Below are 14,271 nucleotides of genomic sequence, written 5' to 3' on the forward strand. Positions count from 1 at the left end.
ATGGACGCCGCAACAGCCTGGGCAGAGGCGATGAAGTTCGAGAATCGCCCGAACCCGTACCCCTATTTCGAGGAACTTCGCAAGACGCCGGTAGCCAAGGTCTCAGAGAGGACCTACGTGGTCACCGGGTATCCGGAAGCGGTTGCGCTGTCTCATGATCCACGGGTCAGCTCCGACATCAGCCGCAGCCCTTCGGGCCTGTTCGGTGAGCACGGCACGCAACTCGATGCCGCGGAAGCCGCTCAGGCACGGGACTGGAGCATGCTGGTGTCCGATCCACCCGATCACGACAGGATGCGCCGGCAGTTCATGCGCCACTTCGGCCCGCCGCACTCCCCCGACCTGATACCCAGCATGGAGACAATGGTCGCCGACCTGGCCAACAGCCTGCTGGACAAGGTCAAAGCGCGCGGCGGTACCCGCATGGATGTCGTCGAGGACTTCTCCTACCCGATCCCGGTGTCGGTGATCTTTCGGGTTCTGGGCGCCCCGATCGCCGACGAACCGAAATTCCACAGCTGGGTGATGGACTTCATGCGGGGCGCCGATGTGGGGCCGGAGGCGCACACCGAGGAAGGCCGGGCCGCCGCCGCGAAGGCCGCAACGAGTATGGACGAGTTGGGTTCCTACATCCACGATCTCGTGGACCGCCTGAACCGCGAGCCGGGGCCGGGGCTGTTGTCGGCGGCGCTGCACGATGACGGTCCCGACGGCCCGGTACCGGTGCCGGAGGTTGAGTCCAACGCTCTGCTGCTCCTGATCGCCGGCCACGACTCGACGGTCAACACCATCAGCAACTGCGTGATGACCCTGCTGCGCAACCGGGGTGCATGGGACCTGGTCAGCAGCAATCCCGACCTGGTCCCGCGCACCATCGAAGAGGTGCAGCGGCTGCAGGGGGCGGTGCAGTTCTTCCCGAGCCGGTGGGCGACCGCGGACATCGAGATCGCCGGAACCCGGATTCCGGCGGGATCCGCTTTGTTCCTGGTCTGGGCGGCGGCCAACCGCGACCCGCGCCGATTCGAGAATCCGGACCGATTCGATCCGTTGCGCGAGGACAACGAGCACCTCGGTTTCGGCAGCGGTATCCACACCTGCTTCGGCGGACCGTTGGCCAGGCTCGAAATCAATGCCGCTCTCGAGATATTCCTGCGACGAGTGCGTTCGCCGCGACTGGTCGTCGACCCGCCGCCGTACCGGCACAACCAGGTGTTCCGCGGACCCAGGCATCTGTGGGTGGATTTCGCGTCCATTGCCGATTGACGCCGTTAGGCTTCTGACGTGCGCTTATCGTGGCCGTTGATCGGCCGCACCAGGCAGTTGCGAGCCATCGGGTCGGCCATCGCGGCGCCGGACATCGCCGGTGTCGTCGTGACGGGTGTAGCCGGGGTCGGCAAGAGCAGGATCGCGCGCGAGGCGCTGAGTTCCGCCGAGTCCCGGAGTTTGGAGGGCAGGTGGGTTGTCGGTGCGTCCTCGGCGCGGTCGATTCCGTTGGGCGCCTTCACCGCATGGACCCAGCCCGGGGCCACTGAGACCGTTCAGCTGGTGCGAGGTGTCATCGACGCACTCACGGCCACGACCTCGGGCGCACGAGTCGTAGTCGCCGTCGACGACGCCCATTTGCTTGATGAGCTGTCCATCTTCGTCGTCCATCAGCTCGTGCAGCGAAACGCCGCACGCGTGGTTCTGACCGTGCGCGATGGTGAACCGATTCTCCCTGCCCTCCAGGAGATCTGGACTCTCGGGCAGTTCGAACGGCTCGATATCCACCCGCTGTCGCTGGAGGAGACCTCCGCGCTGCTCTCGACCACGCTCGGCGGAACCGTGGAACCTGCCTCAACGCAGCGACTCTGGAAGTTGACCGGCGGCAATGCCCTGTACCTGCGCAACATCGTCGAGCAGGAAGTGGCAGACGGACGGCTCATACAGCAGCGCGACGTGTGGAGTTGGAGCGGTGACCCGGTGTTGCCTGCCGACCTGATCGGGTTGGTCGAGTCCCGGATCGGCACGCTACCGGCGCCGGTCGGCGATGTGGTCGACATCCTCGCCGTTGCCGAACCCCTGGACCTGAACACCCTTACTCGAATCACCGATCCGGCCGCCGTCGAAGAAGCTGAGGTCCGCAACCTCATCACACTCGAGCCGGGAGGCGTCACGGTTCAGGACCGAGTTGCTCATCCGATCTACGGTGAGGTGCGGCGCCGCCGAGCCTCCGTGACCCGACTACGACGGCTGCGCGGCCTGGTCGCGGCTGAACTGGCCAGATCGATTGATGCCGATGATATTCGGGGCGTCGTGAAGAGAGCGGCGTTGTGTATGGAGTCCGATCTTGCTCCCGACCCCGATCTCTTCGTTCGGGCAGCGCACGGTGCCGTGTGGCTGGCCGACCTTCAGCTGGCCGATCGGCTTGCCGGAGCGGCGATTGCCGCGAACGCCGGACCCGAGCCGAATTTCATTCGGGCGCATGCACTCTCATGGCTCTCCCGTGGCGAAGAGGCCGACGCGGTGCTCAACAGAATAACCGACGACCAACTCAATGATGTCGACCGCGCAAGGCTCGCTTTCCTACGCGCCAGCAACATGTTGTGGGCACTGGGCGATCCGGCGCGCGCGCTGGAAATCATCGACGATGCGGCGGGCATCGCGACACCGCAGGCATCCGGTTACCTGGACGCCTTTCGCACGGTGCACGCGTTCGCCATGGACAATCCCCACGCCGCCGAACAGACGGCGAAGAAACTCGCCCTCGCCGATCTACCTCCTGTCGTCGGAGCCGAAATCGCGTGGGCACTGACTGTGGTGTCCGGCGAAGCCGGACACACGGCTGAGGCGGAAGCCCACGCACAGGCCGGATACCAAGCCGCCACACGCCGTTTCGACGCACCCCAGATGCGGTTCAACATCGCCGATGGACATCTCACCGCACTGCTGCTGGCCGGCCGGGTGGGCGACGCCGGTGTGGTCGCCGACGACGTGCGCGGGCAAGCCGCCGATCTGCCCGGCGAGGCCCAGTTGTTGGGGAGCGCGGTCGCCGGCCGAGCCGATCTCGCCGCGGGGAACCTCGGATCCGCCTGTCGCTTACTGAAGCAGAGCGCACTCGGTTTGTCCTCCGCCGGCCACGCCATGGGTTGGGGTTTTCGCTACAGCGTGGTACTAGCGACAGCGTTGGCGATGCATGGTGATTCCGCAGAAGCCGCTGCTGTGATCGCCGAACTCGATGGCGTCAGGCGCCCGTTCAGATCACTGGATTACGAGCAGAACCTGGCGCGGGCGTGGCTGGCCGCGAGCCAGGGCGCGATCAGTGAAGCAGTGCGCGACTGCTTGTCGGCGGCCGAGCGCGCCGCGCACAATGGCCAATTCGCGGCCGAGGTGTTATGCCTGCAGACCGCCACCCAGTTCGGGGATCGCACCTGCGCGTCGCGGCTGGCCGAACTGGAATCGATCGTCGAAGGACCGCGGGTCGGTTTGGCCGCCCGCTTCGCTGCGGCCCTGCGGGACGGCGATGCCCGCGAGTTGGCGGCGATCTCTGAGGGTTTCGAGGGAATCGGCGATCGGGTTGCCGCTGTCGACGCCGCCGCGCACGCGGCACTGGCTCATCGCCGTCATGATCAGCGCGGGTCGGCGTTGGGATGCTCGACACGCGCCACGACCTTGGCCGAACGGTGCGGTGGGCTGGTCACCCCTGCGCTGCGCGAGGCCGCCGAACCTCTGCCGTTGACGGAGCGGGAGCGGGAGATGGCGATGCTCGTCGGACAGGGATTGTCCAACCGCGCGATCGCCGAGCGACTGACCTTGTCGCCGCGCACCGTCGAAAGCCATATCCTGCGCGCCATGCGCAAGACCGGGACCAACAGCCGTGACGAGTTGGCCGCCCTGGTCACCAAACCCCGCTAGCGGATTGCAGTAGTCGACTACTGAACACGTCACCGGCGAACCCGAGCGACGATTCACCCTGGAACTGACAGAGAGGATCGCCGATGGCAGGGGTGCACCCAAGCCGCGGCACAACTGAATCGTGATGCGATTCTTCCCCAGACTGTGGCGGGGGCAGCCTGGTGATGGAATCGGATGACGCGTCTGTCGGTGCCGCCTGGCACTCTGGATCCGTGCACGCCGTCGATCCGCTGGGCCGGTTGAGTCAACTGACCCGGCTCTGGTTCACGGGCACCTTCGCCGAGCCGACGGCAGCCCAGGCCAGCGCCTGGTCTGCCATCGCTGACGGCGACAACACCCTGGTCATCGCCCCAACCGGGTCGGGCAAGACGTTGGCGGCCTTCCTGTGGGCGATCGACCGGCTGGCTCACCAGCCCGAGAGCCGCGGCACGCGGGTGCTCTATGTGTCCCCGCTCAAGGCACTGGCCGTGGACGTCGAGCGCAACCTGCGCACGCCGCTGACCGGTATCACCCGCATCGCCGAACGTGACGGCGTACCCGCCCCGCGGATCAGCGTCGGGGTCCGCTCCGGGGATACCCCGCCCGCCCGCCGCCGCCAGCTGATCACCAAGCCGCCCGACATCCTGATCACCACGCCCGAGTCGTTGTTCCTGATGTTGACCTCGGCGGCCCGCGAAACGCTGACCGGCGTGCAGACCGTGATCGTCGACGAGGTGCACGCGGTGGCCGGCACCAAACGCGGGGCCCACCTGGCGCTGTCTCTCGAGCGGCTCGATGCGCTGCTGGAAACACCGGCCCAGCGGATCGGGCTGTCGGCGACCGTCCGCCCGCCCGAGGAGGTGGCCCGGTTCCTGTCGGGTAGCCGGCCGACGACCGTCGTCGCCCCGCCGGCGGCCAAGACGTTCGAACTGACGGTGCAGGTACCGGTGCCCGACATGGCCAACCTGGAGAACAACACCATCTGGCCCGATGTGGAGGCCCGCATCGTCGACCTCATCGAGGCGCACAACTCGACCATCGTGTTCGCCAACTCGCGGCGGCTGGCCGAGCGACTCACCGCCCGCATCAACGAGATTCACGCCGAACGCTCCGGAATCGAACTGGACGCACCGCCCAACCGGCAGGTGCCCGGCGGGCCACCGGCACACATCATGGCCAGCGGCCAATCCTTCGGGGCGGAGCCGCTGCTGGCCCGCGCCCACCACGGCTCGGTGTCCAAGGAGCAGCGCGCCGCCGTCGAGGACGATCTCAAGAGCGGACGACTCAAAGCGGTGGTGGCGACGTCGAGCCTGGAGCTGGGGATCGACATGGGGGCAGTCGACCTGGTGATCCAGGTCGAGGCACCACCGTCGGTCGCCAGCGGGCTGCAGCGCATCGGCCGGGCCGGCCACCAGGTCGGTGAAATCTCGCGCGGCGTGCTGTTCCCCAAACACCGTACGGATCTGATCGGCTGCGCCGTCAGCGTGCAGCGGATGCTCGCCGGACAGATCGAAACCATGCGGGTGCCGACCAATCCCCTCGACGTGCTGGCCCAGCACACCGTTGCCGCTTGCGCTCTCGAGCCGATCAGCGCCGAGGAATGGTTCGACATCGTCCGCCGCAGCGCGCCCTTTGCCACATTGCCGCGCAGCGCCTTCGAGGCGACGCTGGATCTGCTCTCGGGCAAGTACCCGTCCACCGATTTCGCCGAGCTGCGCCCGCGGCTGGTCTACGACCGCGACACCGGTACGCTCGCCGCGCGCCCGGGGGCCCAGCGCCTCGCGGTGACGTCCGGCGGGGCGATCCCGGACCGCGGTTTGTTCACCGTGTACCTGGCGACTGACTCCGAAAAGCCCTCTCGGGTAGGCGAACTCGATGAGGAGATGGTCTACGAATCCCGACCCGGCGATGTGATCTCGCTGGGCGCAACCAGCTGGCGGATCACCGAGATCACCCATGACCGGGTGCTCGTCGTTCCCGCACCCGGCCAACCGGCGCGACTGCCGTTCTGGCGCGGTGACGACGCGGGGCGCCCGGCCGAGCTCGGTCAGGCGATCGGAAAGTTCACCGGTGAGCTGGCGGGGATGAGCCGCGATGATTTCGACAATCGTTGCGGCGCTTTGGGTTTTGCCGATTACGCGACCGACAATCTCTGGCAGCTGCTCGACGAGCAACGCACCGCGACATCCGTGGTGCCCAGCGACACCACGCTTCTGGTCGAGCGTTTCCGTGATGAGTTGGGCGACTGGCGGGTGGTGCTGCACTCACCGTACGGACTCAAGGTGCACGGCCCGCTAGCCCTGGCGGTCAGCCGGCGGCTGCTGGAGCGCTACGGCATCGACGAGAAGCCGACCGCCTCCGACGACGGTATCGTCGTACGGCTGCCCGACACCGAGGACGCCCCGCCCGGGGCTGATCTGTTCGTCTTCTCCCCCGACGAGGTCGAGCCGCTGGTCACCACCGAAGTGGGCGGTTCGGCGCTGTTCGCGTCGCGCTTCCGCGAATGCGCGGCACGCGCCCTGCTGCTGCCCAAACGCCATCCCGGCAAGCGGTCGCCGCTGTGGCATCAGCGGCAGCGCGCGGCCCAATTGCTCGACGTCGCGCGCAAATACCCTGACTTCCCGATCGTGCTGGAGGCGGTGCGCGAGTGCCTGCAGGACGTCTATGACGTGCCGACCCTCATCGAGCTGATGGGCCGGATCGCCCAGCGGCGGGTGCGGCTGGTGGAGGTCGAGACACCGATGCCGTCGCCGTTCGCGGCGTCGCTGATGTTCGGCTACGTCGGGGCCTTCATGTATGAGGGCGACAGCCCGCTGGCCGAGCGCCGGGCGGCAGCGCTGTCGCTGGACAGCACGCTGCTAGCCGAGCTGCTCGGCCGTGTTGAGCTTCGCGAGCTGCTCGACCCCGACGTCATCGCCGCTACATCGCGCCAGCTGCAGCATCTTTCCGATGACCGCAAGGCGCGCGACGCCGAGGGTGTGGCCGACCTGCTGCGGCTGCTCGGCCCGCTGACCGAGGCCGAGATCGCCGAACGCTGCACCGCCACCGATGTTGGCGGATGGTTGGAGGCGCTGCACACCGCCAAGCGTGTACTGCCGCTGTCGTACGCCGGCCGGTCCTGGTGGGCGGGGATCGAGGACATCGGGCGGCTACGCGATGCGGTCGGCGTCGCGGTGCCGGTCGGTGTGCCCATGAGCTTCACCGAAGCGGTTACCGATCCGCTGGGTGAGCTGATGGGCCGGTTCGCCCGCACCCACGGACCATTCACCACCGCCGAGGCCGCGGCGAGATTCGGCCTCGGATTGCGGGTGGCCGCCGATGTCCTCGGTCGAATGGCTGTGGACGGCAGGCTGGTTCGCGGCGAGTTCGTCGCCAGTCCTGACGCAGACCAATGGTGTGACGCCGAGGTGCTGCGCATCCTGCGCCGCCGCTCGCTGGCCGCTCTGCGCGCACAGGTCGAACCGGTCAGTACTGCGGCATACGCACGCTTCCTGCCGGCCTGGCAGCAGGTCGGCAGCGCCGCCACGTCCGGCATCGACGGGCTGGCCACGGTGATCGACCAGCTCGCCGGTGTGCCCGTGCCTGCCTCGGCGGTCGAGTCGCTGGTGTTCGGCCCCAGGGTGCGCGACTACCAGCCGGCGATGCTCGACGAACTGCTCGCCGCAGGTGAGGTCACCTGGTCGGGTATGGGTTCGATCTCGGGCAGCGACGGCTGGATCGCCTTCCATCACGCCGACACCGCGCCGCTGACGCTGGCAACTCCTGCCGAGATCGACTTCACCGACGCACACCGAGCGATCCTCGAGGTCTTGGGTGAGCCCGGCGAGGCGCGCGGAGCGTTCTTCTTCCGGCAACTGGCGGGCGGTTCCGAAGAGATCGTCAAAGCCGCACTGTGGGATCTGATCTGGGCCGGCTGGGTCACCGGCGATACGTTCGCCCCGGTGCGCGCGATGCTGGCCGGCGGCCGCAGGCCGGGCACCCGCCGTCCGGCCGCGCCCGCGCACCGGCACCGGCGGGCACCACGACTGAGCCGCTATTCGGTGGCACACCCACAGACCCGCGCTGTGGATGCGACCGTTGCCGGGCGATGGTCGGCGCTGGCGGCCCGTGAGCCGGATTCCACCGTGCGCGCTCACTTCTCGGCTGAGTTGCTGCTGAACCGGCACGGTGTGCTGACCAAGGGCGCGGCCGCCGCCGAAGGTGTGCCAGGCGGTTTCGCCACCCTGTACAAGGTGCTCACCGGCTTCGAAGAGGCCGGCCGATGTCAACGCGGGTACTTCGTCGAGTCGCTCGGTGGGGCGCAGTTCGCCGTCGCGTCGACCGTCGACCGGCTGCGCACCTACCTCGACGGGGTCGATCCCGAACGCCCGGACTACCACGCGGTCGTACTGGCCGCGGCCGACCCGGCCAACCCCTACGGTGCGGCGCTGCCGTGGCCGGCCCGCCCGGACGCCGACGCCGGCCATCGCCCGGGGCGCAAGGCGGGCGCGCTGGTGGTGCTGGTGGACGGCGAGCTGGCGTGGTTCCTGGAACGCGGCGGTCGTTCGTTGTTGAACTTCAGTAGCGACCCGGAGGCGCAGCGGGCCGCGGCGGGGACGCTGGCCGAACTGGTGAGCAGCGGACGCATCGGCGGTGTGCTGGTCGAAAAGCTGGACGGTGTGCCGGTATTGGAGGCCGCCGCGCACGCCGACCGCCGGGCGACCGCCGAGGCGCTGGTCGACGCGGGTTTCGCTCGCACACCCAGAGGCCTGCGATTGCGTTAGTTGGCGGAGCTACGAGCCGCCAGAACGGTGACACCCGGCCCGGCGAGGTCGTCCAACGCGCTACGGCGTCCCGCCATCGCCATCAATATCGCCTCACCGGAGCCACGGACCTCGGCTCCGCGCCCGGCGGCCCATTCGAGGTCGGTAGCGATCAGCCGGACGCCTCGGGCCCTCCAGCCGCCCCGGATCAACGGAGCCACTCGGGTGAAGGCCAGCGCTTCGCGAAGGCGCTCGGCGGGAATAGTCCGGGGCAATTCGAGCGGTCGGCGAATGTCCTGTTGGTGGATCATGCATTCCACCAAAGCAACTCGCCCTCCGAAGCCGGTCCCCACGCTGTGCGGCACGATCCCACTACGCATGCGCTCGGCGATCTCGCCCAAAGAGCAGGTCGAATAAGCGTCCACGTCACGGGCATTGAGCCGATCCATCCGCAATCGGTGCCGAATCAGCGCGGCGGTGAAGGCGCCACGGTATCGGTCGAGGTAGGCGACCACGTGGGCTGCCACATCTCTGGCCCGCCACTCCCCGCACAGGGTTGACGCCTTCCACTGCGCGCCGGTCAGGCTCAACAACATGTCGGCGAAGTCGGCGCGTTCGGCGGTTGCCATGGTCGTCACGTCCATTGGATGAGACTGTCGCACACCGTTGCCGGAGGCTTCGAATCTTGTCGCCGGCTTCGCTATACTCGAACACATGTTCGAACTACTCGACGAGTCCGCCCTGCTGGAAACCATGCAGCAGGCGCAGCGGGCCGAGCGAGTTGCCATCGCCCACCGACTGCTCGCGGCCGGTCGGCTCTGTCAGCGCCGGATGAGGTCGGTCGACGCAGCCGAGCGCACCCAGTGGTGTATCGACAATTGGGAAGCGGTAGCCGCCGAAGTGGGAGCTGAGCTGGGAATCAGCCGCGGGCGGGCATCGTGCCAGATGGACTATGGTCTGCAGCTCATCGAGCGGCTGCCCAAACTGGGCGCGTTGTTCGCCTCGGGAGCAATCGAGTTTCGCGTCGTGAGCGCCGCGGTATTTCGCACCGGCCTGATCACCGACCCCGACATGCTCGTCACCATCGACGAGCACCTGGCAGCACACGCGACGGGGTGGAACACGTTCTCGCGGAAGAAGATCACCGAGATCATCGACTGGTCCATCCGCGAGTTGGATCCTGACGCCGTACGCGCGGCGCGCAACGCCGACGATGATCGCCACGTCGAAGTCGTTCCGGGGAACGACGGAATGGCTGAGATTTGGGCGCGTGTTCGCGCATCCGACGCGGCTGCCTTCGACCAGAGGCTGAATCAGCTGGCCGCGACGGTCTGTCGAGATGACCCCCGGACCGTCCGTCAGCGCAGGGCCGATGCACTGGCCCCGCTGTCGGCAGGCATCTCGACGATGACCTGTGATTGCATGTCCAAGGAGTGCCCCGCCCGGTCCGGCACTGACAGCCAGTCGGGCCAGATCGTCATCCACCTGCTGGCCGAAGCCAAGACCATTACGGACAACGAGAACACTCCGGCACTGTTGGCCGGCTATGGCGCGATTCCCGCTGACACCGTGCGCGCCTTGGCGACGCGCGCGAAACTGCGGCCAGTCATCGACGGCAAAGAACTGAGCGCCGAACCGCACTACCGGCCGTCGACCGCGTTGGCGGAGTTCATCCGGTGCCGCGATCTGACATGCCGGTTCCCCGGTTGTGACCGTCCCGCCGAGATCGCCGACATCGATCACACCGTGCCGTACCCGTTGGGACCGACACATCCATCGAACCTGAAACTATTGTGTCGCGTCCATCATCTCCTGAAGACCTTCTATACAGGATCAGGCGGCTGGGCGGACCGTCAGCTGGCTGACGGTACGGTGATCTGGACGTCGCCATCAGGACGCACCTACACCACCAAACCTGGTGGATCGCTGTTCTTTCCACGGCACTTCGATCCCACTGAGGAACTCAGATCGCCGGACCCTTCGGCCCGAGCGCGCGTGCCCGGACGCGGACTGATGATGCCGACCCGCCGCCGGACCCGAACTCAAGATCGGGAGTACCGGATCCGCTGGGAGCGTGGCCTCAACGAGGCAAGAGCCACTGCCAATCCACCACCTTTCTAGACTGGAACCATGCCCGAGGGCGATACCGTCTTCCACACCGCCGCGACCCTGCGCGAGGCGCTGGTGGGTAAGACGTTGACCCGTTGCGATATCCGGGTGCCGCGCTACGCCACCGTGGATCTGCGCGGCAACACCGTCGACGAGGTGATCAGCCGCGGCAAGCATCTGTTCATCCGGGTCGGGCCGGCCAGCATTCATTCTCATCTCAAGATGGACGGCAGCTGGCGGGTGAGCCCGCGGGGCAGGCCCGTCGGGTCAGCTCACAAGATTCGAATCATTTTGGAAGCCGGTGATATTCAGGCGCTCGGTATCGACCTGGGCGTATTGGAGGTAGTGGACCGGGAGAACGACCAGGACGTCGTCGCTTATCTCGGACCTGATCTTCTCGGCGATGACTGGAATCCCGAACTGGCCGCGTTGAACCTGGCGGCCGACCCGGACCGGCCGATCGCGGCGGCACTGCTGGATCAACGGGTGATGGCCGGTGTGGGCAATGTCTACGCCAATGAACTCTGCTTCGTGTTCGGTCGCCTGCCGACCAGCCCGGTGGGCAGCCTGGCCGACCCGTTACGTGTAGCGACTCGAGCGCGAGAGATGTTGTGGTCCAACCGCGCCCGCGCGAACCGCACCACCACGGGAAACCGTAGACACAAGCAGGAACTCTGGGTTTACGGCCGAGAGAGAGAACCCTGCCGCCGGTGCGGGACACCGATCCGCCGTGCCGAATCCTCGGCTGCCGACCGCGTCAGCTATTGGTGCCCGTCGTGTCAGCGGTGATCGGGCCGGCAGGCGGGTGCGACATCCTTGTCATCTCCTCGGCAACCAACTCGTCGAGGCTGTTGATGGTGGAACGATCCAGCCGAACCGACCTGATCTCCGCCGCCCGATACAGCGTCGATTCCACTGGTCCGCGCCCGTTGGGATAGACCAGCGCGATCACCACGCCGGTCCCGACGTCCAGTGCGTTACCGATTTCACGTTGCAGGCCGGTCCGTAGCTCGTGCTCGGCGAAAGCGCCCACGAGCGCACCGGCCGCGCCACCGACCACCACCGCCAACTCCACCGGCGGCAGGAAGAGCCCGACCAGAATCCCCGCACCCGCACCCAGGCCGGCAGCGACCCGACCGTGCCGGTTGTGCGCCTCCACCACATGCGGATGGCCTTCGGAATCCTTCGTCACCAGGGCTGCGGCGCGCAGTTCCAGACCATGCTTGATCCGCTTCTCCAACTCCCGGAAGTCGGTGGTTGCCCGATCGACGTCTGGGTATGCGGCTACCAGCACCAGGTCATGATCGTCGTCCATGCTCTCAAGCGTGACGTACTTCACACCAAATGGAAAGGGGCCGGGGTCATCGCCGCAAGGGCATTGCGGCCCCTCAGCCGAGCATCCACTGCGAGGTGGCAACGAGGTCGCCCTGCTCCAAGGCGGCGGCACGATGCTGGTGCACCTTCTGGTACCCCGGATCAACGACCATGTCGACGAAGGCCTGGGGAGACGGGTACTCGACGACCAGGATCGCGTCCCACCAGGGGCGCTCGCCGTCTCCGATGACATTGCGTGGAGTCGTGCCCGCATAGCGAACCGACCCGCCGACCCTGTCCAGGTGCGGCACGACTTCGCGGGTGTACTGAAGGTAGCGGTCGACGCCCTCACCGTCGTTGAACTTCAGCAGGTTGATCATCACCACCGGCTCATCGGCCGGTAGATCCGTAAACACCTCGAGGTTGATCGGGCGCTCGTCGGCGGTCTTGCTCATTGGGAACCTCCTTGCAGTGGTTGATCTTTGGTGGTCCGTGCGCAACCAACCCGATCACGCAGGAACGGCACGACATGAGCGGCGACCTGCTCGGTCTGCTCGAGCCAACTCCAGTGCCCGACCCCGGGCAGCACGTGGATCTCGGCTCGCGGGAACGCCTGCCTCTGACGGTGGGCCTGTTCGACAGGGATGTAGACGTCGGCGTCGCCGAATACCACCAGGGCATCGTGGTCGTGGCGGCGCAGCCGCGGCGCCAGCGCCTCGACGTCCCGGATGGAGGTGGACCGGTAGAGCTTCAGCACCGCGCGCTTGGTTTCGGAAGGCATCAGATGACCCGCAACGGTGTCGACCCAGGCCGGGGAGAGTCCGGGATTGTCGTGCGCGAGCAGAGCGCGGGCGACCCCGAGAGTGGTGAAGCGCATCGCGAGCTCGCCGAGCAACGGTGTCCGCCACACCCTCGCCATCCGGTGCCATCGGTAGTTCGTCAGCACACCCGTGTTGATGAACGTGACACTGGCCACGCGGCCGGGGTGCTCCGCGGCCCAGGCGGCGGCGATGGGCCCACCGAAGTCGTGGGCGACGAGGTGCACCCGTTCGATGTCCAGCTGCCCGATCAGGTCCTCGAGGAACCGTGCGTACCCGGTGACCGTGTAGTCGCGATCCACCCGTGGACCGGCGGCCCCGAAACCGGGCAGATCGGGAGCGACAACACGGGTGAATTCCGCGACCATCGTCATCAAAGGCATCCAGTCCGAGCCGGAATCAGGATTGCCGTGCACGAACACCACGGCTTCATCGGGGACACCGGCGCCGCCGTCAAGCACCGACGTGGTGATGCCGGCGACGGTGAGCCGGTAGGTGGCTATTGGTGTCACGGCTGCGACTGCCGCACGGTGCGCTGCATCCGATTTCGGTAGTCGGTGCGGGCACCCATGTCGGCGGCCACCATGATCGCGTCGGCCCGCAGCGCACGTTTGACTCTGTCGGCAATCGCCGGCGGGGTTCCCGCCACCAGCCGCGCAACCGGACCGAGCTCACGTGGAACGAAGACCTCCTCGCGACCGGTACGCAGGGCTTCGACGATGGCCCCGGCAACCTTCTCGGGCCCGACGACACGAGTCCCGCGCGCCTTGGCGAACCCCTGGATCATGTCGGTGCGGATCAGGCCGGGCATCACGAGCGTCGTTCGCAGCGCGGTCCCCCTGGTCTCTGCCCGAATGGCGCGAGTGAACCCCACAACGCCGTGTTTGGTGGCGGCATAGGTGGCGCCACCGGCGGTGGCGATCTGACCGGCCGAGGAGGCCAGGTTCACGATGTGGCCGTGTCCCCGCGGCAGGAACCGCTGCAGCGCGAGCCGCGTTCCCGTCAGTACCCCGCCGAGGTTGATGTCCAACACGCGTTGGGTGTCGTCGGGATCCTCATCGGCGAACAACCCGATCGGCGCGATCCCGGCGTTGTTGACCAGGGCGTCGAGCTGGCCGACAGCGTTTTCCGCGTGGTCGAGGAAGGCCTTGAAACCCTGTGGATCACGGACGTCCAGCGGCAAGCCGAACGCGCGGTCACCGAGTTCAGCCGCGACGTCGGCACACGCCGCGCCCTCGACATCACCGATGACCACGCTCATCCCTGCTGCCAGGCAGGCTTCCGCAGTGGCGCGCCCGATTCCGCGGGCACCCCCGGTGATGGCGATCGTGCGAATCATGCTCACCACCATCGCGGATCCGACCCGCGAAGTCTTGACAGTTCAGGACAAAGACTTCGCTTCGCCGGACACCGGG

The 14,271-nt window shown here is 67.2% G+C and carries 10 protein-coding genes; 5 read left to right on the top strand and 5 right to left on the bottom strand.

What is annotated here, in order from left to right; translation table 11 throughout:
* From ORI27_RS25525 to ORI27_RS25535, 3 genes are all read left to right on the top strand, one after another.
* Positions 1–1,263 carry a cytochrome P450 gene (locus ORI27_RS25525; RefSeq protein ID WP_265999886.1) on the top strand — a complete coding sequence of 421 codons (1,263 nt, stop codon included), beginning with the start codon at positions 1–3 and terminating at the stop codon, positions 1,261–1,263.
* An 18-nt stretch (positions 1,264–1,281) separates the two neighbouring features.
* Positions 1,282–3,894, top strand: coding sequence for a helix-turn-helix transcriptional regulator (locus ORI27_RS25530; RefSeq protein ID WP_265999885.1), 2,613 nt, complete (start codon positions 1,282–1,284; stop codon positions 3,892–3,894).
* A 164-nt stretch (positions 3,895–4,058) separates the two neighbouring features.
* Positions 4,059–8,636, top strand: coding sequence for an ATP-dependent helicase (locus ORI27_RS25535; RefSeq protein WP_266074024.1), 4,578 nt, complete (start codon positions 4,059–4,061; stop codon positions 8,634–8,636).
* On the opposite strand, the gene ORI27_RS25540 is transcribed toward ORI27_RS25535, so the two are convergent.
* Positions 8,633–9,259, bottom strand: coding sequence for a maleylpyruvate isomerase family mycothiol-dependent enzyme (locus ORI27_RS25540; RefSeq protein ID WP_265999883.1), 627 nt, complete (start codon positions 9,257–9,259; stop codon positions 8,633–8,635). The genes ORI27_RS25535 and ORI27_RS25540 overlap by 4 nt on opposite strands.
* A gap of 70 nt (positions 9,260–9,329) precedes the next feature.
* Here ORI27_RS25540 and ORI27_RS25545 point away from each other — a divergent pair, with 70 nt between their 5' ends.
* The gene (locus ORI27_RS25545; protein WP_265999882.1) at positions 9,330–10,736 is read left to right on the top strand and encodes an HNH endonuclease signature motif containing protein; all 1,407 of its coding nucleotides are present in this window, start codon (positions 9,330–9,332) and stop codon (positions 10,734–10,736) included.
* Between the two features lie 9 nt (positions 10,737–10,745).
* Positions 10,746–11,513 carry an endonuclease VIII Nei2 gene (gene nei2, locus ORI27_RS25550; protein WP_265999881.1) on the top strand — a complete coding sequence of 256 codons (768 nt, stop codon included), beginning with the start codon at positions 10,746–10,748 and terminating at the stop codon, positions 11,511–11,513.
* On the opposite strand, the gene ORI27_RS25555 is transcribed toward nei2, so the two are convergent.
* The 4 genes from ORI27_RS25555 to ORI27_RS25570 form a co-directional block, all read right to left on the bottom strand.
* Positions 11,482–12,039 carry a DUF1269 domain-containing protein gene (locus ORI27_RS25555; protein ID WP_265999880.1) on the bottom strand — a complete coding sequence of 186 codons (558 nt, stop codon included), beginning with the start codon at positions 12,037–12,039 and terminating at the stop codon, positions 11,482–11,484. The genes nei2 and ORI27_RS25555 overlap by 32 nt on opposite strands.
* Positions 12,040–12,112: 73 nt before the next feature.
* Positions 12,113–12,493, bottom strand: a complete 381-nt coding sequence (locus tag ORI27_RS25560) for a DUF1330 domain-containing protein (protein ID WP_265999879.1) — start codon at positions 12,491–12,493, stop codon at positions 12,113–12,115.
* On the bottom strand, positions 12,490–13,368 hold the full coding sequence (locus ORI27_RS25565) for an alpha/beta fold hydrolase (RefSeq protein ID WP_265999878.1): 879 nt from the start codon (positions 13,366–13,368) through the stop codon (positions 12,490–12,492). The genes ORI27_RS25560 and ORI27_RS25565 overlap by 4 nt, the downstream gene beginning before the upstream one ends.
* Positions 13,365–14,195, bottom strand: a complete 831-nt coding sequence (locus ORI27_RS25570; protein ID WP_265999877.1) for an SDR family NAD(P)-dependent oxidoreductase — start codon at positions 14,193–14,195, stop codon at positions 13,365–13,367. Before ORI27_RS25570 ends, ORI27_RS25565 begins: the two co-directional genes overlap by 4 nt.
* Positions 14,196–14,271: the final 76 nt, after the last annotated feature.

This window comes from Mycobacterium pinniadriaticum, from assembly GCF_026242045.1.
Classification (GTDB): Bacteria; Actinomycetota; Actinomycetes; order Mycobacteriales; family Mycobacteriaceae; genus Mycobacterium; species Mycobacterium pinniadriaticum.